The organism is Brenneria goodwinii (genome assembly GCF_002291445.1).
Classification (GTDB): Bacteria; Pseudomonadota; Gammaproteobacteria; order Enterobacterales; family Enterobacteriaceae; genus Brenneria; species Brenneria goodwinii.
This window is the reverse complement of sequence record NZ_CP014137.1, coordinates 1418773-1444349: the sequence shown is the minus strand read 5'-3', so window position 1 is coordinate 1444349 and position 25577 is coordinate 1418773. Positions and strand designations below refer to the sequence as shown.

The window sequence follows — 25577 nt, the reverse complement described above, 5'->3', positions numbered from 1 at the left end:
TGACTGGATAAGTTAGTTGCCTGACGAAGTAACGCTTTATACTCAAAGAACATTGCCGAGGGGCCGAACGCCGTCGCCTGGCATCGCGCAAACGCCGCTTTTCTAACCCATGAGGGATTTTTCAATGAAATTGACCAGCCAAAGTTTTAAACCGGGTGCGCCCATTCCCGGCGAGTTTGCTTTCGCCATTCAGGATCCGGATAAGCATCTGGCGTTATCCAGCAATAAAAACCCGCACCTGGCCTGGAGCGACGCTCCGGCCGAAACGCAATCATTTGTATTAATATGCCTGGATCCGCACGCGCCGAGCAGCCTTGATAATGTTAATCAGGAAGGAAAAGAGGTTGCGGCATCATTGCCTCGCGTTAATTTTTTCCACTGGGCGCTGATAGATATTCCCGCGCAGATCCATGAGATTGCCGCCGGCAGCCACAGCGACGGCATCACTGCGCAAGGAAAACCGCCGTTGCCTGCGGAAGCGGGAATGCGCCATGGCATTAATGACTACACGGCATGGTTCAAAAACGATGAGCAGATGAGCGGCGATTACTACGGTTACGACGGCCCCTGTCCGCCGTGGAACGATGCCATTGCGCATGACTACACCTTTACGCTCTATGCGCTTGATATTCCGCGGTTGGATCTGCAAGGAAAATTCGACGGTCCGGCGGTATTATCGGCTATCGCCGGCCATATTCTGGCGGAAGCGAGCTTGACCGGTACATACAGCCTCAATCCCAACGTAGGCTAACCACATTTATTTCGTTTGGCGGGAAAGCCGATGAAGCATGACATCCATGATGTCGCCAACCCTCTGACGCCTTCTGGGTTGCCGGCGGCTCGCTGCCGGCTCTATTCGATGGCGCAACCTTATCTGCGACACCCGCACCAGGTCGCGGATTTTCGTTTTTTTGATGCAACGCTGCTACTGGTAAAAGCAGGACGATTGCACCTCCGCCGCGATCGGGATTCATCCCTGCAATTGGATAACGCAAAGCAGCTCATACTGGTTGCCCCGCAAACGCTGGCCGACATCGCTAAAACGCCCGATCCGGCGACGGGTTCCTTTCAGTCTCTATACCTAAGCTTTTCTTGCGAACTCATTGCCGAATTTTATCGCGATCAGGCGCAACTCTTTACCACGCTAGCGCCGTTTACCGGCTTTAAAGCGCTGGCGCTGGACGGCGAGTTGCAAGACACGCTGGATTATTGCTTGCGCGGACTTAACGCCGAGTCGTCAAGTTACTCGGTGCAGAAACATCGTTTAAGCGGCGTACTGATTGCGCTGGCCGAGCGCGGGTTCATCTTTATGCCGCGCGCCTCGGAACCTCTCGGCAGCCGGCTGACCGCACTGTTGGCCGCCTCGCCGGAGTTCGCCTGGACGGCGGCGCATGCAGGCCGGCGGCTTGGAATGAGCGAAGCGACGCTAAGACGGCGCTTAGCGGAGGAACAGACTCAATTTCGCACGATACTACAAGATATCCGCATGCATCACGCGATGACCCTGCTGCAAACTACGCGCTGGAGCCTTTCTCAAATCGCCGATGCCTGCGGTTATCGCGCCGCTTCCCGCTTCTCATTGCGTTTTAAACAACGATTCGGCTGCTCTCCCGTCGATATCCGCTGACCGACCGGAAAACAAAATCCGTCGCTACGGGCCTGGCCGCCTATGATTATTTCTTACTCCCCGCTTTCGCCGCCGCACCATTGAGGAACAGCCGGACGCCGTTTTCGACCATCCGCCGGATTTGCGCCGGCGTAAAATGCGGCAGTTCACGCTGATAGATCAGCACATCGGTTTCCGCTTTAACCAACGCGGTAAACTGCATTGCGCGCAGCATCGGCTCGCCTTCGATCAGTTCCTCTTTCTGCACGGCATCATCCATCACCTGGGCAAGCGTTTCCATACTTTGCCGGATGCCGGACTCGCGAAACAGGATCCCGATATCTGAATGTCCGGCCTCGCCCACCACAACACGATAAATTTGCAGCGCCTGATTGTCGCCGGTAAGAACCTGGAGCATGCGCTCGCCGAAGCGGGTGAGCTTTTGTTCAATAGAAAGAGCTTCACTGCCGGGTTTCGTCAGTTCAGCGGCGGCATCCGCCAGAAAGCCGGCACTGTAGGTACGCACGACCGATTCAAATAATTCTTCTTTCGAGGTGAAATAGTTATAAAGCGTCGCCTTGGAGCCGCCAACCCGCTTCGCGACCTCATTCATTGACGCGCGCTCATAGCCGATTTCCTGGAAAAGCTGTGCGGCCGCGGTAATAAAGGCCTGCCGCCGTTCTTCAGTCAATGTTCTCATGCCGCCTCTTTGGGTTTACCCAGATTCCGTACAACATAATCAATTCATTTAAAAGCATAAATTATGTCATTGCATTTGTAACAAAAGGAATATTCCTAATTATTCATTTCTCTTGCTATGTCCGTTGATTTTCATTAGCAAACCCATAAACTATACTACACAGTTTAGTTTTAAATAAATGCAATCAGCGTTGCATTTCATGTTCACTCAATAACATGTTCACCCAATAAAAAAGCCTGACAAAAAGAAGGAAATGATTATGAAAAAGCTCGTCGCCACCGTTTGCCTGCTTTCCGTTTTCTTGCTCAGTGGCTGCATTGTCGTGGGCAAACATAATAACCCGGACCGCCATCATAAGGACGATAAACGCTGGCATGAAACCCATCGCTCACACGATCGCTGGCATTAACTTCCTGGCGCCGTGAAGCAATAAATGAATTGCTTCACGGCTATTTTTTTCATCCGGCGCAGGCTGTATCTCTATGATAATGTTAAACGCCAACCCAACCCGCTACCGGCATTATGGAGAGATAAAAAACGACTGGGAATGTCACCGGCTGCGATGAGAAAGGCCGAGAATCTGGACAAACATCCAGCAACGGCTACAATGAATTGCAATGATGTTCACAGTCGGGTTGTGGTTATTGGGTTATATTTATTCGGTTGTAGAACGTGCTATCAGCGATTTTATCCTACCCATTCGCTGCATGTTCATGTTATTTCAGTTGCTGCATATCCCCTCTTTACCGTGACATCAGACACTCCTCGCGCGATTGCGATTCTAGAACTTCACTTGACGCGCCCGCAGTGGCACCGCGACGACAGACTGGTCGCCTAACGCCATGTAGCGTGTGACGCAGTGCAGTACGAACACTATGCAGACAGGAGAACCCGTTTGACCATCATGGCAACAGACAACCCGGCAGACACCGAGCCCCTCCCCGAACTCGACGGCGGGCGATACGCCTTCTTTTTCGATGTCGACGGCACCCTGGCGGAAATTCAGCCGGAGCCGGACACCGTTACCATTCCTTCCGCCGTCCTCGCCAACTTGCAGGCGCTATCAGCGGCATGCCGCGGCGCGCTGGCGCTGGTATCGGGCCGCCCTATCGAACAACTTGATAAACTGATCGCGCCGCTCAAGCTGCCGTTGGCAGGCGTACACGGCGCCGAACGGCGCGACGGCGAGGGTAACGTGCATCGCGTCACGCTGCCTGCGGAAGTGGCGGCGCCTCTGCGGCAAATGCTGGAACAAGGTATGAGCGCCATGCCAGGCACCTTGCTGGAAGCCAAAGGCATGGCCTTCGCCCTACACTATCGCCAGGCAATGCCGTATCAGCCGCAGATACTGAAGCTGGCGGAATCCGCCGTGGCGCAGTTTCCTCAACTGACGCTACAGCCCGGCAAGTGCGTGGTAGAGATAAAGCCGCGAGGAACGGATAAAGGCGCGGCGATCGGCGCCTTCATGCGGGAAGCGCCTTTCAGCGGGCGCATTCCGGTTTTTGTTGGAGACGACCTGACGGATGAGCAAGGATTTCTGGCTGTGAACGCCATGCAAGGCATTTCCGTTAAGGTTGGAGACGGTTCAGGCCACGCCCGCTACCGCCTCAGGCAGGTAGCGGACGTTTATCGCTGGCTTGAACAATTACTATTACAACTAAAGCAAGATAACGTCGGTAAGGAGTTAAGGTTATGAGTCGTCTGGTTATCGTATCTAACCGCATCGCTATTCCCGATAAATCGAAGTCTAGCGCAGGCGGATTGGCCGTAGGTATTCTGGATGCATTGAAAACTACCGGGGGATTGTGGTTTGGCTGGAGCGGAGAGATAAGTGAAATATCCGGTGAAGATGAGGATGATCTGAATTTGCTGGAAAATGACGGCATCACTTATGCCTCCGTTCCGCTCAATCAAAACGACTACGATCTTTATTACTGTCAGTTTTCCAATGCCGTCATCTGGCCTGCGTTTCATTATCGAATCGATCTGGTGCAGTTTCAGCGTGAAGCCTGGGAAGGCTATCGTCGGGTCAACGAACTGCTGGCAAAACGCTTGCAGCCGTTGATTAAACCGGACGATATTCTGTGGATCCATGACTATCATTTACTGCCGTTTGCCGCCGCGTTGCGCAAATTAGGCGTGAATAACCGCATCGGATTCTTCCTGCATATTCCTTTCCCTACGCCGGAAATTTTCAATGCGCTGCCCACCCATGAAGATCTGCTGAAAATGTTGTGCGAATACGATCTGCTCGGGTTCCAAACGGAAAACGACCGGATGGCGTTTCTCGACAACCTGGGGCAACTGACCGCACTGCAGCCGATCGGGGCAAAAACCCATCGCGCTTTCGGCCATACTTTCATGACGGAAGTTTATCCGATAGGCATCGCGCCGGACAGCATTCAGGAAATGGCGGAAGGGCCGCTGCCGCCCAAAATGGCCGCGATGAAACGCGAACTGGGCGATGCGCAGAATATTATTTCCTGCGAGCGGCTGGATTATACCAAGGGCCTGCCGGAACGTTTCCTGGCGTATGAAGCCCTGCTGGAGAACTTTCCGCAACATCGCGGCAAGGTTCGCTATTCGCAAATCGCCCCCACCTCGCGCGGGGATGTTCAGGCTTATCAAGATATCCGCCATCAGTTGGAGATGGAAGTCGGACGGATCAACGGCAAATACGGAACGTTGAACAGCACGCCGCTCTACTATCTCAACCAACATTTCGACCGCCGGTTACTGATGAAAATATTTCGTCTGACGGATGTCGGCCTGGTCACGCCGCTACGCGATGGCATGAACCTGGTGGCGAAAGAGTATGTGGCGGCGCAAGATCCTGACGATCCCGGCGTACTGGTGCTATCGCGATTCGCCGGCGCGGCCAATGAGCTGACCGCCGCGCTTATCGTCAACCCTTACGATCGCGATGAGGTGGCGGCGGCGTTGGATAAAGCGCTGACCATGCCGCGAGCCGAGCGGATTTCCCGCTACAACGACATGATGGCGCTACTGCGCAAAAATGATATCGCGCACTGGTGCGACAGTTACCTGAAAGACTTGCAGGCCATCCAGCCACATAGCGCCGAGCACAGCGCCGTCGTCAAAGCGGCGACCTTATAACGCCGTCTCGCGCTTCAAGCGACATCGTCATCCCCTTTTAATCGGCCCCGTCAACCGGGGCGCTATTCATAAAACGTTGCAAATGAAATACGCCAAATTACGGTTTGGCGCATTCATGCGGATTTGTTATTTTTATTAATATAAATAATTAGTTATATAATCTCTTCATTTCTTGTGCTAGATGAAAATGTGATGGATGGCACGTTTTTTACTGTAAGTGATGAAGCGAATGTCTACACTTAATAGAGAGAAATCAACCTGGATCATATCCCGTATTTTTACGACGCAATGCTGAGGTTTGTAGCACATGTTAAATTCGAAATTACACGTTGCTGAATCAGTGAAGTTTGACATCGATAAAAATCGCCAATACGAGCTTGACCCCCTCGAACTAACACCGGATATCATGCTGGAAGCGGAGCCGGAGCCGGAAATGATCGAAGGGCTGCCGCCTTCCGATGCGTTAACGCCCGCCGATCGCTATCTGGAATTGTTTGAACGCGTCCAGTCTTCGCGTATTTTTGACGACAGTAAAACGTTCCCCGACTGCGCGCCAAAAATTGATCCGCTGGATATTCTCATTCGCTACCGGCGAGTGAAAAATAAACCCGGTTTTGACCTGAAACAGTTTATTGAAGAACATTTCTGGCTGCCGGAAAACGATAACCACGGTTACGTCTCCAATCCGCAGAGCTCCCTTAAAGAGCATATCGATAATCTATGGGGCGTGCTGACGCGTGAACCCCAGGACCACATTCCGTGGTCGTCGCTGTTAGCGCTGCCGCAGGCCTATATTGTGCCGGGCGGACGCTTCAGCGAAACCTACTATTGGGACTCCTACTTCACCATGCTGGGGTTGGCGGAAAGCGGACGCAACGATCTGCTGCGCTGTATGGCGGATAATTTCGCCTGGATGATTGAAACCTACGGGCACATTCCCAATGGCAATCGCACTTATTATCTCAGCCGTTCGCAGCCGCCGGTATTCGCACTGATGGTGGAACTGTTTGAAGAAGACGGCGTACGCGGAGCCCGGCGTTATCTGGATCATCTGTTGCAAGAGTATGCTTTCTGGATGGACGGCGCCGAATCGCTTTCGCTTAATCAGGCCTATCGCCACGTGGTGCGGATGCCGGACGGTACGCTGTTGAATCGCTACTGGGATGACAGGGACACCCCGCGCGATGAGTCCTGGCTGGAAGATGTGGAAACCGCGAAACACTCCACCCGTCCGGCCAATGAGGTTTACCGGGATCTGCGGGCCGGCGCCGCCTCAGGGTGGGACTATTCATCACGCTGGTTGCGTGATGTAAATCGCCTCGCCAGTATTCGCACCACGCAGTTTATCCCGGTGGATCTCAACGCGTTTCTTTACAAGTTGGAGAGCGCCATCGCCAATATTTCTGTGTTAAAAGGCGATAAAGAAACGGAGACGCTATTTCGGCAAAAGGCGGAAGACCGGCGCGCGGCCGTTACCCGCTATTTGTGGGATGAAGAGGAAGGCTGTTTTCGTGATTATGACTGGCATCGCCAGCAGATGGCGCTCTTTTCCGCCGCCAGCATCGTACCGCTCTATGTGGGACTCGCCACCCACGAACAGGCCGACAGGCTGGCGGAAGCGGTGCGCGCACGCCTGCTGACTCCGGGAGGACTGATGACCACCGAATATGAAAGCGGCGAACAATGGGATAAACCCAACGGCTGGGCGCCGCTGCAATGGATGGCCATTCAAGGCTTTAAAATGTACGGCCATGATGCGCTTGGCGATGAAATCGCCCGCAACTGGCTAACAACGGTGAATCTTTTTTACCGGCAACACCATAAGCTGATTGAAAAATACCATATCGCCGGCGGTACGCCGCGCGAAGGCAGAGGGGGTGAATACCCGCTTCAGGATGGTTTTGGCTGGACGAACGGCGTAGTGCGCAGGCTGATTGGCCTTTACGGAGAGAATTTCTAAAGCAACACACATGCAGCTTGAAGTCTGCCGGGTATAGCGCGTTTCGCCGATGACCAGCCTTATTGCGTATTGCTGACGCGTTCGCGCCATCCGCTTTCTAACAGCAACGGATGCTGCATGATATACTGCCAGGCCGCTTCAATCGGTTTGGGTATATCGACATGGCAAAGATAATTTTTTCCCTTTGGTCCATATCCCTGCGCATCATCCCGCAGGCGTGGTATTTCTCCCAACAATAAGGAGATAAAACGATCGACTTCCCAGAGACCGTAATTAATATCGCCAGAGAAACGCACGCCATCTGCTGTATTCACCAGACTGGGAATATACGTCGGCCAGTTAAAAAACTCCGGTCTATTAGCTGAATCCGACCACGTATGACAAAAGGTGGCGTAAGCCCGGCGCTGCAACAAGGGATCTTGAATAAGAATAATATTCCTCGGTTCAAGGGATATTTTTTCAAGCAAATCACGCGTGAACCTGGCATTTTCCCCCGTATTACGCGAAGCATTTTCCATCAAGATCTGTTCGTCCGGCAAATTCCAGAACCGGGTGGCGATATCATGAAAAAGCTGGGCTTCCGAACGTGTATCAGAGGTATCGATCTCTCGATACCGAGGATGTTTTTCAATAGCCGCAGCAAGTAACGCAGTGGAGTGACCGATGCCGCCGGAAATAATCAAAGGAATACCGTAAGCCTGCGCCAGAGAGCAAGCGCCATCGATTGTTGTTAATACCGCATTACCGGTCAAAATAATGGCATCGGCGGTTAAATCGTCCCGGCGAGAAGCAAAATCATCGATGGCAAGCCAGGAAGCAATAACATTTACGGCGGCAATAACGTCAGCAGGCATTGGCGGCAATTTCGGTATGGCTGAACCTTCGGTGTTCATCGTCATGATCCTTAAAACCTTTGCTATTTTTAGCTAAAATGAGCATAAAGAAGCCGGATGGATACTAAGCAGTTTATTCCAGCCAATCCCAATTGGCTATTATCCAGCGTATATTTTAGCCGGTGGAGAAAACCTTCCTCCACTTACCGCCGCTATATCGCACAGCCCCGAATAACACGCCGTCGGACACCCTTTTATTTACAGCCAGTACATCAAGCGCGGGAACCAAAGATATTTCCACTTGAAAAAACGCAAACCGCCAATATATGTAGAAAAAAAATCAGACTGCTGACAAAGCCCCTAATATACCTCTGTCATCCTTCACGGCCCCAGCGCGGTCATTCCCGCAGTAGTAGGCGGGAATGACGGGTTTGGGAAGGTTTGTCATCAACCTCAATAGAAGGACAAAAGAGATGACGAAACTTGAATATTTAATGAAATTTCGGCGTTGCAGTAATCTGGATACGCGGGAACGGGTGTATGAACATATGATTGCCTCAATTTAACCGTCTGAACCCATACCCCCCGCGCCACGACCTAATCCATTTTGTCGACAGCTTCCTCTAAAAGAGTATTAACCCGTTTAAGTTAATGATTATTTTCTAAAAAAAGACAGGGGAATAAAATTCATCCACCCCGGCATCTCAAATTAAAAGATTCATAGAGAACGACAATATAAAATAACAATATAATGCGCATAAACCAACACAAGCAATTGATTGCCTTAGATCAAAAAAATGACAATTTAACTATCGACCTTTCATTTTTTTGCTGATAGAAAAAACAATACACGTCGTCGACCTTTCTATGCCATATTAAATAGACAAAAATAAAATTTACATAATAAACTAATTAATCAAATAACAAACAATATAAAATATAATATTATGCATTAAACAAATTCATTTTATAACCTTAATAAATCAATCATTTGAATTTTAAGCAATAGATAATAATGGAGGTATTCCAGAGAAAATTAACATTATCGAAAAATAACAGGATAGATACTCTAAATAATTCGAGTTGCAGGACAAAACGCATGGCGTTTTGAACAGCGCTTGCGCTGGCCCCACGGGTGAGGCCCATGGATGAGCCGAGTAGTAAAGCCAACGCACATGCAACTTGAAGTATGACGAGTATAAACCGTGGTTTGCCGGGATATGCGTTCTGACCGCCACTGATAAACCGGCACTAATGATAGATCGCAGGAGCAACAAAATAGTTTGCCGGAATACGATACCTGTGATTTTTCAGTGTCCGACTCGCCGATTTCATGTAAGGAAAACAAAATGAGCATCGAGACCCTGTTGAAAAGTATCCAGACCGCCTACGAACGAGACATGCGGAACAAACGGATAGCCGTCGAGGCGACGGATCTGCCGCTGTCCTATGAATCCATCACTGATCGATGGTTAACCAATGTCCTTTGCCATCAGCATCCCGGCGCCAGGGTGGTGAAACACCACGTCAGCGCGCCGAATAATGGCACTTCGAACCGCCGCAAAATCCGCGTCGTCTATAACGATACCGGGCGCTCGCTCGGTCTGCCGGAGCTACTATTCTGCAAGGCCTCCCAGGAACTTCAAAACCGTATCGTTCTGGGAATATCGGGCGGCGCGCTGTCCGAGGTGCTGTTCTTTCGGGATGTCCGTCCGCATCTGGATATTGAGGCTCCGCATTGTTTCCATGCGCATATAGATACGGAATCTTTTAACTCGATTATCATCCTCAACGATCTGAGCGGCTCCGTTAGTCATTTCTGCGACCACAAAACTGCCATATCCCGCCCCCATGCTGAAAGTCAGATGCGACTATTGGCACGTCTGCACGGACGAGTCTATGCCATGACGCACCTACAAGCGGTGATCAAAGTACTACCGACCTGGCCGCAGTTTTTCGCCAATACCCTGGATATCGGCATAAAAGAAGGCTCCAGTAAGGGTTTCCTTGCAGCGGAATCGGTGATCCCCGCACGCTTGTACCGGCGCCACGCTGAAATCTGGCCGGCAACCCTGCAATCCGTCGCCTTTCACGAGAATGCCGCTCATACCCTGACGCATGGCGACGTACACTTGAAGAACTGGTACATCACCAGCAGCGGCGAACTGGGGCTCTGCGACTGGCAATGCGGTGGCCGCGGTCATTGGGGACGCGATCTGGCCTATACCCTTTCCAGTTCTCTGGCGGTGGAAGACCGACGAGCCTGGGAGCAAGATCTGGTGCGCCTGTACCTCAATGAACTGCACGCCGCGGGCGGTCCGAAGGTTTCCTTCGACGAGGGTTGGAAAATCTATCGCCAGCAGTTGATCACCGCATTAACCTGGTGGACGGTGACCCTGACGCCGCCCCCCGGCTTTCCTGATATGCAGCCGCGGGATACCACGCTGGCGTTTATCCACCGGATCGCCACCGCTATGGACGATCTGGATACCCTTGATGCATTTTGCTGATCTGGAGGTTCCCTTGATAGCTGAATCCTCCTGATTCCTAAGATTCAATCGCCAGTTGCCTTGCATAAACCCGCGCTGTCGAGTTTATGCAAGGCGGATCCGTTGATAACTCTCGCGTTCTATCAATAGTGAACGCACCGTGATGAAACGTTCATATTCCAAACGGTACCCCTACTCTCTCTCGCTGTTTTTTTTATTCTTTTACCGATTAAACCAGCAAATCAGTAAATACCTGACGGCGTCCGCCGCACGTCTAATAATCTATCCCCGTCACGCCCGTTATCTGTAGCACCATACTGACCGCCCCACCCAACGCCAGCCAGGGGCCAAAGGCCAGCGGCTGCGCAACAGACTGGCGCGTGATGCGGCGGTGTATCAGCGTGACCAGCACGCCGCCGCCCGCGGCAATCAGGATCAAGTGAGGCAATGCCTGCCACCCCAGCCACGCCCCCAACGCGGCAAACAGTTTTAAATCGCCGTATCCCAAGCCGTCCTTACCCTTCAGCAGCTTACATCCCCACAGTAAACACCAGAGGCTCAGGTAACCCGCCATCGCGCCGACTACGGCTTGCGACAGCGGAACAAAGGTATCCGACAGATTGAAGCCAATCCCCAGCCAGAGCAGCGGCAGCGTGACAACATCCGGCAACAGCCATGTTCGGGCATCAATCACCGCCAGCGTCAGCAACCCTGACAGAAAAAGCAGCACGCCGACCAGTTCCCATCCCACAGGCGTCAGCCGCCCCGCCAGCACAAACACGACCATGCCGGCCAGTTCAACCAGTGGGTAACGCCAGGGGATGCGATGCCGGCAGCAGCGCGCGCGGCCACGCAACAACAGCCAGCTAACCAGCGGAATGTTATCTCTGGCGGCAATCGGCTGTCGACAATGGGGGCAGGCGGAAGGCGGCAGCAGTAAATCGTAACGCGGCGCCGGTTCGGATAACGGCGACCCAAGCTGCCGCAGCGCTTCGTCACGCCAGCGGCGCTCCAGCATTTGCGGCAGGCGATAGATGACCACATTCAGAAAACTGCCCACGATTAAGCCCAACAGTGCCAGCGTTACCAACCAGCCAAGCGGATACGCCGCGCTCAAAGCCGTTAACTGCTCCACATCCTGTTCCTCTGACAATGATCGGCTATCATCGTGGCACAACCGCAGGCTGATACCAACCCCGGCCTAATTGCCGGCGTCAACGCTGCGAAACGCTTCGCAATGTTACATAAAATAGGGCCGTCAGCCGCCCTTCAATGCGCCGTTCCGTTTCTGCGCGCGCATTCCTGTTTTTCTGCGAGTCCAGTAGCGGTTTTAATGCATCCGGTAAATCATCGATGAAAAACCTTCAGGCTCCCCTCCACAGATGCTGTCTCTTAGTCACATTTTTATACGGACTTGGAGACGGTTTCGTGCGCCACTATGCTGCCATTTTCATGCTACCTCGTTGCACGCGCCCGACACGGGGCGGCTCAATCGCCGCCCGCCCCGTGACCCCAGGCTTACGGCTGAAATTATGCCGGGTAACTGCCAACCCCGTCACAACCCCTGCATTTGTGACTAATAGACAGCAAAAAAAGAGGGAAAAACTATTATTTTTTAAGTAGTTGGCTTCTCGCCCAGGCAAGAATGAGGCGGTGAGGAATCATTAATGGCAAGGTTCCGTATTTTGTCATCAGCCTGCAACAATTAACGGTTGTTTTTAACTTTGTTAAAGATTGGCTGACAATTTCCGATAGTTAACATTATCTGCGGAAATATCACTGAGCTTTAAGAATGCGAAAGAATTTACCTATAACCCAGAATCTCTATCTCTTCCCTGGGGATCAAACGCTTATCTCCATTACCGACCTGCAAGGCAACATCACTTACTGCAATTCGAATTTCATCAATGTCAGTGGTTTCACCAGTGAGGAACTGCTGGGGCAGCCGCACAATATCGTGCGTCATCCCGATATGCCGCCGGAGACCTTTCGCGACATGTGGGCCACCATCAAGTCGGGTCTGCCCTGGACGGCGCTGGTGAAAAACCGGCGCAAGAATGGCGATTATTACTGGGTGCGCGCCAACGTAACCCCGGTGCGCGACGGCGATCGCACCGTCGGTTTTCTGTCGGTGCGATCGCGGGCGCCCGATGAAGAGATAACCGCCGCCGAAAAACTGTACGCCGCCATGCGCCGGGAGGCGGAACAGGGACGCCGGCATCTTGCCCTGCATCGCGGGCAGTTGGTGCGCCGGACGCTGGTTGGTACCATCGCTCGCTTTCTCAATCCGGGGTTGCGCGGCCATATCATAGCGATCAGCGTACTGACGGCGGGCGGACCGCTGCTGGCGCAGGCCGGCGGCGCGCCATTGTGGGGCGTGGCGGTAACGGCGGCAGGCTGTGCGGCGCTGTCCGCCTGGCTGCTGATGCGTCAGACCGTAACGCCGCTGCGTCAGGTGGTGGGCGTCGCCAACCTGATGGCGGGCGGCGATCTGACCCGGTTCGTACCGGTAACCGGACGCGGCGAAATCGCCCAAATCCAACTGGCGCTGGCTCAGCTCAATGTCTCGGTGCGCACCGTGGTGCGCGATGTGCGCCATGAAGTGGCTAACCTGCTGGGCGGCACCCAGGAGATCGCCAACGGCAACAAAGACATGGCCGCCCGTACCGAAGCCCAGGCGGGCAGCCTGGAACAGACCGCCGCCACCATGGAACAGATCTATCGCACCATTCAGCAAACCACCCAATTGGCCAACGACGGCGCCCAGCACGCCCGGCACACCGCCGAGGCGGTACTGCGCAGCGATGACGCGGTGCAGAGCGTGGTGAACACCATGCAATCCATCGAAGAGTCGTCGCAACGCATTCAGGACATCATCCAGGTGATCGAAGGGGTCGCTTTTCAGACCGACATCCTGGCGCTGAATGCCGCCGTGGAAGCCGCGCGCGCCGGTGAAAAAGGCAGAGGTTTCGCGGTAGTGGCGACGGAAATCCAGGCGCTGGCGCAGCGTACCGCCGGCGCGGCCAAAGAGGTGCGCGGCCTGATCGAGGAATCGGGCGCACGGGTGGATGAAGGCAGTCGGCGCGCCGCCGAGGCCCTGAACCGCATGCAGGAAGTGACCGACGCCGTCGGTCAGGTGGGCGACATGCTGGAGCAGATCAACACCGCCGCACGCGAACAGTCCATCGGCGTCGGCCAGGTCAATGACGAGATCTCCGGTCTGGATACCATCACCCAACAGAACGCCACGATGGTGGACGATCTGGCTTCCGCGGCCAATGCCCTCAACCGGCAGGTGGCGCTGGTGCACAATACCATTCGGGTATTTCGCCTTACCGAACGTGATACCACGCTGGCGGAAGTGGATTCCGGCGAACTGCGCCTTGCCCAGAAGAGCGTGGTCATCAATGAAAAGGGTCGCATCGACTTCGGGCAGGCCATCGCCAACCACCGGCAGTGGCGCGTCACGCTGCGTAACGCCATTAACCGCAAGCTGGTGCTGGATCCGAAAGCCGGGCGTGACGATAGCTGCGTCCTGGGCGCCTGGCTGAATGGTCCGGGCAAAGCGCTACAGGGCGGCACGGCGGAATATGAAGCGCTGGTCAGCGCGCACCGGGCGTTCCACGCCGAAGTGGGCGCGGTGGTGGATTTGATTAACCGGAAAAAGATGGACGAAGCGGAGCAAAAGCTGACCAACAGTCAGCCGCTGTATGATATCGGCCAGAAATTGGTACGGGCAATCCGCGCGTTGCCGGGGAGCGCATGATGGCGTTGCGCGTACTGGTCGTGGATGACGATGCGCTCAATCTGCGCATCGCCGCCCGATTGCTGCGCGATCTGGGGCATTCCGGCGCGCTGGCGGGCGACGGCGAGAAAGCGTTGCAACTGGTGCAACAGCAGCCGTTCGATTTGATGCTGTTGGACATCAACATGCCGAAGTTGAGCGGTGAAGATACGCTGCGCGCACTGCGCGCGCAGGAGCGGCGCACGGGTGAACAACGGCTTCCGGTACTGATGGTCTCCGGACACCATGGCGAGGAGACGCGACGCCATTTTCTTGACCTCGGCGCTAACGGCTTTCTGGAAAAACCGCTCGCTCTGGTGACATTGCAGGCTGAGTTGGCGCAACTGGTCGGGAGCTGAAACTGCATGTCTGCTTTCTGGTGGGGGATCGCGACATCCGCAGCGATAACGCTATTGCTGGCGGCGCTGTACCGGTATGGCTTGCGCCGCGGCGATCTGGCCGGCATGAGTCAAATGGTCGGCATGATGCGGCTGCGCAGCGACGCCGCCTGCCTGCTGCGCCCGGATGGCCGGGTGATATGGGTTAACCAGGCTTACGGCGAGATCACCGGTTTTGGCCGCCAGGAACTGGCGGATTGTCATTGGCTTGATTTCCTGAACCGACAGGTAACGGACAACGCGCCGCTAACCGCCATCGAAAACGCCATGTCCGGGCGCAGCGAACTGCGTATCGACCTGATGTTTCGGCTGGCTAACGGCGCGGAACGCTGCATGATTGTCGAGTTGCACCCTCTTCGTCAATTGGCGAACCGCTTTATTCCGCGTCTGTCCAGGCGGAGATTCACCGGTTATCTGGTGGTACAGGTGGATATCGACCAACAGCGCCGCGAACGCAAGATGACGCAGCTCGCGTTACGCGATCGCCAAGCCGTGCTGGATATCCTCGACCGTTACGCCATCGTCAGCGAAACCGATTTACGGGGACATATCACCAAGGTCAATGACCGTTTTCTGGAAGTAAGCGGCTACCGGGCCGATGAGGTGATCGGCCGCCATCACAGCATGTTCAAATCCGGTATCCATGACAGATCGTTCTGGCGCAATATGTGGAGCACCATCGCCCGCGGCAATATCTGGCACGGTGAAATTTGCAACCACGCCAAGGATGGCTCGCTTTACTGGCTGGACAGCGTCATCGCGCCGATGCTGGGGGCAAGCGGCCGCCCGGTGAAATACATGTCAATCCGCACCGATATCACGCCATTAAAACTCAGCCTCGATATGCTGGAGCGCACCGGTAAAATCGCCGGCGTCGGCGGCTGGTACTATACCCCTGAAAGCAAAACGCTCTATCTCACCAAAGGCGCGCGCAACCTGCTGGGGCTATCCGACAGCCTAATGCATCTGAATAGAGTACAAACATTGATGCAGCGCCTCATGCGGCAGCAATGGCCGGCCTATCGCGATCTGATACGCCATACCATGGAGAGCGGGGAACCGTTTACCCAGGAGATGCAAATCACCCTGATGGACGGCCGCACACGCTGGGTCAACCTGAGCGGCGAGGTGGAATATCTGCATGGCAAGCTGTATCGACTGGTGGGAGCGATACAGGATGTCAGCGCCCAGGTGGAAGCGCGACTGCGCACCGAATCCAGCGAACGGCTGCTGAGATCGGCCATCGACGCGTTGGATGAGGCCTTTGCGCTGTATGACGCCGACAGCCGGCTGGTGCTGTGCAATTACCGTTATCAGAATATGTTTGGCGATAAAAGCCAACAGATACAACCCGGCATTTCCGTCGAGGAAGTGATACAACTGGCGGTTGAAGTCGACATCAGCACGGACGCCGGCGACATTGAAAACTGGCGTCAACAGCAACTCAACCTGTGGCGACAACACGAACACCATCAACAGGTAAAGTTAAATAACGGACGTTGGATCAAGCGCGTCGGCGTCACCACCGTCGACGGCATGCGGGTGCTGTTCTGGATCGACGTCACCGACTTGCATCAGGCGCTGGAGAATGCCGATGCCGCCTCACGCAGCAAGAGCCGTTTTCTGGCTAACATGAGCCACGAAATTCGTACGCCGATGAACGCCATCATGGGCATGATGCAGTTGGTCGAACATACCGCCATCAACGCCGAGCAGCGCGATCTGTTGCACAAAATGGAACGTGCGGCGCGCTCGTTGCTGGACATTCTCAACGACATTCTCGATTTCTCTAAAGTGGAAGCCGGCATGATGCCGCTGGATACCGAGCCGTTCAAACTGGCGGATCTGCTGACGGATGTCTCCACCATTTTATCCGGCACGCTGGGCGGCAAGCGGCTGGAGCTGGTGTATGAACTGGCCCCCGGCATTCCGCCATTGCTGCTGGGGGATGCGCTGCGGCTCAAGCAGATCCTGATCAACCTGGGCGGCAACGCGGTTAAATTCACCGCCAGAGGCGAAGTCCGGATACAACTGCGCCAGTTGCAACGCGGCGAACAAGGCGTACTGCTGGAATTCGCGGTGCAGGACAGCGGCATCGGTATCGACGCGGACGCCATAGCCTATATCTTCACCGGTTTCAGCCAGGCGGAAGCCTCCATTTCACGCCGCTATGGCGGCACCGGGCTGGGGTTGGCCATCAGTCACCGTTTGGTGGCGTTGATGGGCGGTCAACTGCAGGTACAAAGCGAAGCCGGTCGCGGCAGCCGCTTCTGGTTCCAAATCTGGTTACAGCCGGTGAAAAACATTTCAGGAGAAATGGTTGAAACCGCATCAGTAACGGCCCATCAGGACGGCGATCTAGCGGCAAACGGTAAATTGGCGCGGGAAAACGAACGGGCATTGCTACTGGAGCCGCATCCGGTATCCCGCACGGCAATCGGTAAACTGCTGGAGAACTACGGCGGCTGGCAGGTGGTTGCCTGCGGCGATATCACATCCGCACAGGCGAAACTTGACGCCGGTCCGCAACCGGTGCTGGCGCTACTGAGCGTGGATACGCCGGACTACCGGCAACTGTTGGCGCGGCTACGAACCGAACCCAATCCGCCTGCGATACTGCTGCTGTCATCAACCCCCTGCCCGCCGCGCGACGGCCTGCCGATGTTGTGCAAACCGCTCACATTTTCCATGATTGCGAGCGCCATTCAGGGTAAATACCGGCAGGAATCCTCCAATACGCCGACGCAACAGCACCGGCTGGCGGGCCTCCGGCTGCTGCTGGTGGAAGATAACGAAATCAATCAGGATGTGGCGATCCGTCTGCTGGCGCGCGAAGGCGCGCAGGTAAGCGTAGTGGGCAACGGATTGCAGAGCATTCAGGCGCTGGATGCCGCCCCGGACGCCTACGATCTGGTGCTAATGGATATGCAGATGCCGGTAATGGACGGTTTGCAAGCCACGCAGGCGATCCGTAGTGAAACGCGCTTCGCCCGATTACCGATCGTCGCCATGACCGCCAATGCCATGCAGTCGGACCGGGAAGCCTGCCTGGCAGCCGGTATGAACGGCCATATCGGCAAACCGTTCCATATGGAGGAACTGATAGACATTATTCTGCGCCACATAGGACGCGTGGTCACCGCGGCGACAGCGCTCGTAGCGCCGGAAGCGCCATCGACGGCGCCAGCCGTACTGGATAGCGCGGATGCGCTGCAACGACTGGGGCAAGATCGGGGATTTTATATTCAGCTACTGCGTGATTTCGCCCCGGCGGCCCAACGACTCACGCAGCGTATCGTGCGGGCGCTGGCGGAGGGGCGTCTGGCCGAAGCGGGTGACGCCGCGCATCAGCTCAAGAGCACCGCCGCCGCTACCGGCGCCCGCCTGTTGATGGCAGGCTGCGCCGCTATCGAACAGAATGTCAGGGACGGCGAAGATCGTCCGGCGCTGGAGCGACTGGCGGCGGCGTTGCCCGCAACGCTGACGCGCGCGCTGGCGGCGCAGCAGGCGTGGTTACGGCAGCATGGCGAGACAAACGAAGCGTATGCGAACACCCCTGCCCCCGCGGATGACGGCGTGGCGGCCACGGATAACAACGCGTTGGCGCAGGCGTTGACAGAACTGGCCGACGCGTTGCAGAACAGCGACATGGCTGCATTCGATCTGTTCGATGCGCTGCTGGCCCGCCATCGCGCTCGACTTGGTCCGCAGGCTCAACCGCTAAGCGACGCCATGAACGCCTTCGATACCGATGCCGCGCTCGCCATCATTCAGGAATTGCAACTGGCTCAAACGCGCCGGTAACGGTGACGCGGTTGCTGAGATGCCACCTCGCCAAGGCGGTGATCTGCGGAGGTGGCACCTCTCCCTTCATCCCTGCTAATTTCCCCTCGCCGTCCCCGCCTGTTTCCCCTCGTCATCCCCCGCCAGTTTCCCCTCGTCATCCCCCGCCAGTTTCCCCCCGTCATCCCCGCGGCAGTAGGCGGGGATCTGCTTTCACGCTAAACAACAAATAAATCAGCCCTGATGCGCCAAGGCCGGCAGATAATCGGCTGAGTCGGATTCGTCCGTTCGGAACCGATCGACCGTGCGCGAGAGATCCTGCGCCTGATCGCTCAGCGATTTGGCGGCCGCCAGGGCTTGCAGCACCAGCGCCGCATTCTGCTCCGTACTCTGGTCCATCTGGGACACCGCCAGATTTACCTGCTTGATGCCGGAGCTCTGCTCCTCGCTGGCCGCGCTAATCTCCGCCACCATCGCGGTGACGCGCTGCACGCTCTCAACAATTTCACTCATGGTGGAACCGGCGTGTTTCACCAGATCGGTTCCCTCAGTGACCTTGGACACCGAGTCATCGATCAGGCCTTTGATCTCTTTGGCGGCGGACGCGGAACGCTGCGCCAATGTACGCACCTCGCTCGCCACCACCGCGAAGCCGCGCCCCTGCTCTCCGGCGCGCGCCGCTTCCACCGCGGCGTTAAGCGCCAGGATATTGGTCTGGAAGGCAATACTGTCGATCACCCCAATGATGTCCACCACTTTACGCGACGAGGCATTGATCGAATCCATGGTATCCACCACCTGCTTGACGACCGAACCACCGCGTCCGGCCACACCGGAGGCAGACTGCGCCAGCTCATTGGCATGACGCGCATTCTCCGCATTGTTTTGCACGGTGGAGGTCAACTGTTCCATTGCCGCCGCCGTCTGCTCCAGCGCGCTGGCCTGCGATTCCGTACGCGATGACAAATCTTCGTTGCCGGAAGCAATCTCCATCGAGGCGGTGGTGATGGAGTTGGTGCTGTTGCGCACCTGACTCACCAGGCGGGAAAGATTATCGCGCATGGCGCGAATGGCGTACAAAATGCTGGTCTGGTCGCCGGTTCGGGTCTGCACCTCCACCACCAGATTGCCGTCGGCAATCTGACGCACCACTTCAACCGCATATTGCGGCTCTCCGCCTAGCTGGCGCAAAAGCGTACGCAGCATGTTCCAGGCCAGCAGAGAAATCACTACCAGCAGCGCCACGACAATCGCCAGCAGCCTGAGGGCGTTATGCCAGAATGTCTGCTGAATATCATCAATATAGTCGCCGGTGCCGATGATCCAGTCATAGGGTTCGAAGCGGGTGATAATGTAAATTTTATCGACCAGTTCCTGAGCGCCGGGACGCATGCCCTTGCCCTGCGTCATGCCGAAGGTCTTCCCCTGCAGAGCCGCCCGGTTGCGTTCCCCTGCTTCCCGGCCGCCATTCGCATCAACGATACCGACACGATTGGCGTCGGGGTGTACATAGTTCACATCGTCGCTGTAGCCCAGCACGAAGAAATAGCGATTGCCCTGATGAAAACTGCCGATGGCGCGTTTGGCTTCATTGAGCGCATCCTTATGCGAAAGCTGGCCGGCCTTCTCCCGTTCATAGCTTTTTTGCGCTGAAGCCTTGGCCAACTCCACCAGCGTGGTAAGTTGCCCGATACGTTCCTTCATCATTGACGAATACAAGGTATTTAATGCTACGGCCGAAAGCACCAATAATCCCAGTAGCATTGCACCGCACAACAATATAATTCGAGTTTTTAGTTTCATTGTATTTCTCTTTGATGTGTTGCACATAAATCAGGCTATCCGCCGCATAGCGCGCACAGCGCTTCCCGCGCGAAATGAGGGGAGTCCAGGTGCCGTGATTACCCTCTCCGGCCTAGCCTGTCGGGGTATTCTCGAACATCACGATTGATGACATGTCATGGAATGATATCGGCATCGATTAGGAATGCTTTATAGTCAATAATAACCAGAGTGATAATTATTTCCCTTACAATAAAAATCAGCGGCTTTTAGTTGATTTTTATCAAGAAAACCAGAATACCCGCGCTGAAATAACCACCGAGCCACATCAGAACCCGCGCCCATGCCCCGGCTCTAACCGGGATGCACCATCACACATCAACCCTATCTAATTAGGTACTCGCCTCTAAATTTTTCTGATGTTTTTCGAAAATACCATGCAATAAAAATACTTTTATTATAATAACCTATGACTAAATCCTTCATTTTTTCTCCCGGACGCATTGACATGAATGTCAATTTAGATATAAATAGATATATCTAAAACAAGAGGAAATAACTATGCGTAAACATCACTATCGTGACGGACAAGGTCAAAATGAGGAAATGAGGGGCCGGGGACACCGGGAAGAAGGCAAAAAACGCGATCGCGCAGAAGGCAGGGAACAGAAAACAGAACGCGGTCATGAACAGGGCCGCGGTCATGGCCGGCGCGGACACGGCCACGGTGAAGAAGGACATGGCGCAATGCATCGCCGCCAGCGCCTCTTTGCCCACGGCGAACTGCGTTTGGTGGCGTTGGATCTACTGGCGCAAAATCCCAGCCACGGTTATGAATTGATCAAAGCGATCGAATCCCTGACAGAAAACCATTACGCCCCCAGCCCCGGCGTGCTCTACCCGACGCTCGATTTTCTGCAGGAGCAGAACCTGATCGCCATTACGGACGAACTTAACGGCAGGAAAAAATTCGACATCACCGACGAAGGCCGCCAGTATCTTGAGCAGCGTAAAGAGGAACTACAGCAGATCCTTGAACGCATCAAGGCACGCATCGCCGGCATGGCGCTGCGTCAACATCCGGAGATGAAACGGGCATTGGATAACATCAAATCAGTGTTGGACCTCAAGGTGAACCACGAGGATACCAATGAAGAAACGCTGAAGAAGATCATCGGTATCATTGATAACGCCGCCGCGGAAATCGCCCAGATTGACTGAGCTTTTTATGTCGCGGCAACGGTAATAGAGTGAGGGCATAAACTGCGAGAGATCTGGGGCAATCACGGGGGTAAGGCGTTCCAACGGAAACCGCATCCCCCGCTTATCCCCCGCCGTTCGAACCTAAATCACCAAGATTAGCCGGCCGTTGCGCATTAGATTTTGCGTGAGTATTACAGCGCACCCGGTGCGTGTCCGTTAACCAGTAATACTGATCCGCATGGCGCAGGCAGGTCTTGCCGTCGCGGAACTCGCATCCCGACGCCTGGGCGGCCATCGGCATAGCGCGCGGCTGACTTTTCAGGCGCGGATGAACCGGCGGAATCGCCTGCAGCAGATAACGCGTATAGGGATGCTGGGGATGCGCGAACAACTCCGGCACGCTGGCCTCCTCGACGATCGCCCCGCGCGACATCACGCCGACCCGGTCGGCGATATGATGCACCACGCTGAGATCGTGGGCGATAAACAGATACGCCAGCCCCTGTTCGCGCTGTAACCGCATCAGCAAATTAAGGATCTGCGATTGGATGGAGACATCCAGCGCCGAAACCGGCTCATCGCAGATAATCAGCTTCGGCTCCAGGATCAGCGCGCGGGCGATGCCGATACGCTGACGCTGCCCGCCGGAAAACTCATGCGGATAGCGTTGCGCGTCCGCCGCCGTGAATCCGACGCGACATAACATCTGCCCGACCTGCTCCCTGCGCCAGCGGGCGTCGCGCACGCCATGAATAATCAGCGGCTCTTCGATGCTGTAGCCGACCGAACGTTTCGGGTCGAGCGACGACAGCGGATCCTGAAAAATCATCTGGATATCTTTACGCACGTCGCGCCACTGCCGGTTGCCAAACGTCAGTAAAGATCGGCCGTCGAAGGTGACCTCGCCGCCGGACGCCGTCGTCAGCCCCAGCAGGCTGCGCCCGGTGGTGCTTTTGCCGCTGCCGGACTCGCCCACCAGCGCATAGGTTTCGCCCGGCATAATATGAAAGCTGACGTCCTCCACCGCGGTAAAGCGTTTACCGCGCCAGCCTTTAGCCTGAAAGGTTTTACTCAGATGTCGCACTGTTAGCAGCGGCGTATTCATAACAGCTCCTCTATCTCTTCGGCGCGCCAGCAGCGTACTCGCTGCGGCCGTTCCGACAAGACGCGTAAGGCGGGACGCTGTTCCCGGCAGCGCGCCTGCGCATAAGGACAGCGATCGGCGAAACCGCAGCCGGTTATCGCCGCAGACAGCGCCGGCACCGTCCCGCGGATCTCCGGCAGCTCGGTTTTGCGCGCGCGATCGAGCCGGGGCACCGACTGCAACAGGGCGCGGGTATAAGGATGCTGCGGATTGTCAAATAGCGTGACGACATCGGCTTCCTCCACCACCTCGCCGAGATACATCACCAGCACCCGCTGACACAGCTGCGCCACCACCGACAGGTCGTGGGTAATCAGGATGATGCCCATTGCGCTATCCGCTTTGATTTTTTCTAGCAGAGTCAGAATTTGCGCTTGAATGGTGACGTCCAGCGCAGTGGTCGGTTCGTCGGCGATCAGCAACGCGGGACGGCTGGCTATCGCCATCGCAATCATCACGCGCTGGCGCATACCGCCGGATATTTCATGAGGATAAGCCGCCGCACAGCGCGAAGCGTCTTCAATGCCGACCTGACGCAGCAAGCTGAGCACCTCGGCCTGGCGCTGCTTATGCGTTAGGGGCGTGTGCAGCCGCAGACTCTCCTCGATTTGAAAACCCACGCTAAAAACCGGGTTCAGGCTGGATAGCGGATCCTGGAAAATCATCGCCAACTGGCTGCCGCGCCAGCGCTGCAACTCGCCGGGCGACAGGTTGCGCAGCACATGACCGTTAAACGTCATCTCGCCGCTGACATGACTGTAGCGCGGCGGCAACAGTCCCATCAGCGCCTGAGCCGTCACGCTTTTGCCGCAGCCCGACTCGCCGATGATGCCCAGCGTTTCGTGCTGTCCCACCTCGAACGAGACGCCGCGCACCGGCGCGACCACGCCCTGTTCGCTGGCGAATCTCACCTGCAAGTCATTAACCGCAAGTAACGTTGCCGGCTGACCGTGTTCGCTCATCGCCCTGATGCCTCGGTTTTCAGTTGGCGCAGCAGACGGCGCGTCAACGGTTTATGTCCCCGATCGGCGCCGTCGCGCAACGCATCGCCGATGATATTCAGCGCCAGAATCAACAATACGATGGCGATGCCGGGGAAAAAGGTCATCCACCAGGCGGTAAAAATCACCTTTTTCCCTTCCAGCAGCAGGTTACCCAGGCTGGGCATCGGCGCCGGAATGCCGGAGCCAAGAAAGCTCAACGCCGCTTCGGTGAGAATGGCGACGGAGAAAATCCAGCTCACCTGCACAATCAAAGGAGAAATGACATTCGGCAGCAGGTGCAGCCAGATAATGCGCGCGCCGGTCGCGCCCTGTGCGCGCAATGCCTCAATATAGTTCTTTTCTTTGATCACCAGTGCGGCGGCGCGGATAACGCGCGCCACGGAAGGGACATACACCAGCGACAACGCCAGCACCACATTCGAGATATTCGGTCCAAGGATACCGACGATGGCGATAGCCAGCAGCAGCGAGGGAAACGCGAATAGCCCGTCGCAAATGCGCATCAGGATTAGATCCAGCCAGCGATACCAGGCGCACAACAACCCAATCGCCGTGCCGATGACGCCCGCCGCCAGCGCCACCGCCACGCCGACGGAGAGCGAGATGCGCACGGCCAGCGCCACGCGCACAAAGAGATCGCGGCCAAAGTTATCGCTGCCGAACCAGTGGGCTGCATCGGGGGGCTTGAGGCGGGTTAACGGACTGATGGAATAAGGGTCGAACGGGCTGGCCCAGCTTCCGAACAGGGAGAACAGCACGATGATGCCTAGCAACGCGCACCCCGCTGCCAGTTGCCGCTGGCTGAAAAACTTTTTCATGACGCTTTCCCCGTAACGGAAAGGCGGGGATCGAGCAGATAGCTGAGAATATCGACCGCCAGATTAATCAGCACATAGCTGACGGTAATCAGCAGCACCGCGCCCTGGATCACCGTGAAGTCGCGCCGTTCGATGGCGTCGACCACCAGCGAGCCGACGCCCGGAATGCCGAACACGCTCTCAATCACAATGGCGCCGGTGACCAGCGAGCCGAACGACTCGCCGCAGATGGTCAGCACCGGCAACAGCCCGTTCTTCAACGTGTGGCGCAACAGTACGATCGGTTCCGGCACGCCTTTGGCGCGCGCGGTTTTAATAAAGTTTTCCTGCAGCACATCCAGCATCACCGCCCGCGTCATGCGCGCAATCAGCGCCGCGATACGAAAACCCAGCGCCAGCGCGGGCAGCGTTAAATACCACAGATTGAGCAACGCATCGCCGCGGGTGGAGCTATACCCCACCACCGGAAACCAGCGCAGTTGCACGGCGAAAAAGAAAATCAGAAACAAGCCGAGTAAAAAACCGGGAATGGACATCCCCAGCGTCGCCAGCCACATGATCAGGCGATCCAACAGCCGGTCGTGCCGCCAGGCGCTGACAATCCCGCCGCCCAGCCCCAGGAGCAGCGCAATGCCTTGCGCATAAATCGCCAGCGCCAGCGTGGGTTGCAGATGCTGAAGAAAAAGCGACAGTACGCTGGCATTCATCAACAAAGAGTGGCCGAGATCGCCGCGCAACACCGCGCCGAACCAGGTGAAAAACTGCGCCAGCAGCGGTTTATCCAGCCCCATTTGCTGACGCAGCGCGGCGATGTCCTCCGCACTGGCGTCATTTCCCAGGATCACCAGCGCCGGATCGCCCGGCGCCAGATGCACCAGACAAAACACCACCACCGCCACCACAAACAGTACCGGCAACAGCGCCAGCAGCCGATGGAAAATATACCAACCCATTAT

The 25577-nt window shown here is 55.8% G+C and carries 19 protein-coding genes; 11 read left to right on the top strand and 8 right to left on the bottom strand.

Going from position 1 to position 25577, the window contains the following annotated elements; all coding sequences use genetic code 11:
• Window positions 1-124 precede the first annotated feature (124 nt).
• Window positions 125-751, top strand: a complete 627-nt coding sequence (locus ACN28R_RS06520) for a YbhB/YbcL family Raf kinase inhibitor-like protein (RefSeq protein ID WP_095833965.1) — start codon at window positions 125-127, stop codon at window positions 749-751.
• Between the two features lie 30 nt (window positions 752-781).
• Window positions 782-1627: an AraC family transcriptional regulator gene (locus ACN28R_RS06515; protein ID WP_095833964.1), complete on the top strand. Its 846-nt coding sequence runs from the start codon at window positions 782-784 to the stop codon at window positions 1625-1627.
• 46 nt (window positions 1628-1673) lie between these two features.
• On the opposite strand, the gene ACN28R_RS06510 is transcribed toward ACN28R_RS06515, so the two are convergent.
• Window positions 1674-2306, bottom strand: a complete 633-nt coding sequence (locus tag ACN28R_RS06510; RefSeq protein WP_095833963.1) for a TetR/AcrR family transcriptional regulator — start codon at window positions 2304-2306, stop codon at window positions 1674-1676.
• 259 nt (window positions 2307-2565) lie between these two features.
• Here ACN28R_RS06510 and ACN28R_RS06505 point away from each other — a divergent pair, with 259 nt between their 5' ends.
• The 4 genes from ACN28R_RS06505 (at window position 2566) to ACN28R_RS06490 (ending at window position 7383) form a co-directional block, all read left to right on the top strand.
• Window positions 2566-2715, top strand: coding sequence for a hypothetical protein (locus tag ACN28R_RS06505; RefSeq protein WP_156186759.1), 150 nt, complete (start codon window positions 2566-2568; stop codon window positions 2713-2715).
• Window positions 2716-3210: 495 nt separating this feature from the next.
• Window positions 3211-4002 carry a trehalose-phosphatase gene (otsB, locus tag ACN28R_RS06500; RefSeq protein WP_095835748.1) on the top strand — a complete coding sequence of 264 codons (792 nt, stop codon included), beginning with the start codon at window positions 3211-3213 and terminating at the stop codon, window positions 4000-4002.
• Window positions 3999-5423, top strand: coding sequence for an alpha,alpha-trehalose-phosphate synthase (gene otsA / locus ACN28R_RS06495; protein ID WP_048638659.1), 1425 nt, complete (start codon window positions 3999-4001; stop codon window positions 5421-5423). Before otsB ends, otsA begins: the two co-directional genes overlap by 4 nt.
• Before the next feature lie 307 nt (window positions 5424-5730).
• Window positions 5731-7383, top strand: coding sequence for an alpha,alpha-trehalase (locus ACN28R_RS06490; protein ID WP_095833962.1), 1653 nt, complete (start codon window positions 5731-5733; stop codon window positions 7381-7383).
• A 59-nt stretch (window positions 7384-7442) separates the two neighbouring features.
• Here the strand turns inward: ACN28R_RS06490 and ACN28R_RS06485 are convergent, their stop codons facing one another.
• Window positions 7443-8276 (bottom strand): YdcF family protein, encoded by an 834-nt coding sequence (locus ACN28R_RS06485; RefSeq protein WP_236840193.1) that lies wholly within the window; start codon window positions 8274-8276, stop codon window positions 7443-7445.
• 1289 nt (window positions 8277-9565) lie between these two features.
• Between ACN28R_RS06485 and ACN28R_RS06480 the strand changes: the two genes are divergently transcribed.
• Window positions 9566-10726 carry a phosphotransferase gene (locus ACN28R_RS06480; RefSeq protein WP_095833961.1) on the top strand — a complete coding sequence of 387 codons (1161 nt, stop codon included), beginning with the start codon at window positions 9566-9568 and terminating at the stop codon, window positions 10724-10726.
• 253 nt (window positions 10727-10979) lie between these two features.
• Here ACN28R_RS06480 and ACN28R_RS06475 read toward each other — a convergent pair whose 3' ends face one another.
• On the bottom strand, window positions 10980-11840 hold the full coding sequence (locus ACN28R_RS06475) for a prepilin peptidase (RefSeq protein ID WP_095833960.1): 861 nt from the start codon (window positions 11838-11840) through the stop codon (window positions 10980-10982).
• A 657-nt stretch (window positions 11841-12497) separates the two neighbouring features.
• Between ACN28R_RS06475 and ACN28R_RS06470 the strand changes: the two genes are divergently transcribed.
• Genes ACN28R_RS06470 through ACN28R_RS06460 form a run of 3 tightly spaced genes read left to right on the top strand, consistent with a single transcriptional unit; the run spans window position 12498 to window position 18691 of the window.
• Window positions 12498-14471, top strand: a complete 1974-nt coding sequence (locus ACN28R_RS06470) for a methyl-accepting chemotaxis protein (protein WP_095833959.1) — start codon at window positions 12498-12500, stop codon at window positions 14469-14471.
• On the top strand, window positions 14468-14848 hold the full coding sequence (locus ACN28R_RS06465) for a response regulator (protein ID WP_082153070.1): 381 nt from the start codon (window positions 14468-14470) through the stop codon (window positions 14846-14848). Before ACN28R_RS06470 ends, ACN28R_RS06465 begins: the two co-directional genes overlap by 4 nt.
• A 6-nt stretch (window positions 14849-14854) precedes the next feature.
• A complete protein-coding gene (locus ACN28R_RS06460; protein WP_095833958.1) occupies window positions 14855-18691 on the top strand; it encodes a PAS domain S-box protein in 3837 nt (1278 codons plus the stop codon).
• Window positions 18692-18904: 213 nt separating this feature from the next.
• Here ACN28R_RS06460 and ACN28R_RS06455 read toward each other — a convergent pair whose 3' ends face one another.
• Window positions 18905-20473, bottom strand: a complete 1569-nt coding sequence (locus ACN28R_RS06455) for a methyl-accepting chemotaxis protein (protein WP_095833957.1) — start codon at window positions 20471-20473, stop codon at window positions 18905-18907.
• Between the two features lie 540 nt (window positions 20474-21013).
• Between ACN28R_RS06455 and ACN28R_RS06450 the strand changes: the two genes are divergently transcribed.
• The gene (locus tag ACN28R_RS06450; protein ID WP_048638653.1) at window positions 21014-21673 is read left to right on the top strand and encodes a PadR family transcriptional regulator; all 660 of its coding nucleotides are present in this window, start codon (window positions 21014-21016) and stop codon (window positions 21671-21673) included.
• A 103-nt stretch (window positions 21674-21776) separates the two neighbouring features.
• On the opposite strand, the gene ACN28R_RS06445 is transcribed toward ACN28R_RS06450, so the two are convergent.
• Genes ACN28R_RS06445 through ACN28R_RS06430 form a run of 4 tightly spaced genes read right to left on the bottom strand, consistent with a single transcriptional unit; the run spans window position 21777 to window position 25574 of the window.
• Window positions 21777-22760 (bottom strand): ABC transporter ATP-binding protein, encoded by a 984-nt coding sequence (locus ACN28R_RS06445; RefSeq protein WP_095833956.1) that lies wholly within the window; start codon window positions 22758-22760, stop codon window positions 21777-21779.
• Window positions 22757-23761 carry an ABC transporter ATP-binding protein gene (locus tag ACN28R_RS06440; protein ID WP_048638652.1) on the bottom strand — a complete coding sequence of 335 codons (1005 nt, stop codon included), beginning with the start codon at window positions 23759-23761 and terminating at the stop codon, window positions 22757-22759. The genes ACN28R_RS06445 and ACN28R_RS06440 overlap by 4 nt, the downstream gene beginning before the upstream one ends.
• Window positions 23758-24621, bottom strand: a complete 864-nt coding sequence (locus ACN28R_RS06435; RefSeq protein ID WP_095833955.1) for an ABC transporter permease — start codon at window positions 24619-24621, stop codon at window positions 23758-23760. The genes ACN28R_RS06440 and ACN28R_RS06435 overlap by 4 nt, the downstream gene beginning before the upstream one ends.
• The gene (locus ACN28R_RS06430) at window positions 24618-25574 is read right to left on the bottom strand and encodes an ABC transporter permease (RefSeq protein WP_048638650.1); all 957 of its coding nucleotides are present in this window, start codon (window positions 25572-25574) and stop codon (window positions 24618-24620) included. Before ACN28R_RS06430 ends, ACN28R_RS06435 begins: the two co-directional genes overlap by 4 nt.
• Between the last annotated feature and the right edge of the window lie 3 nt (window positions 25575-25577).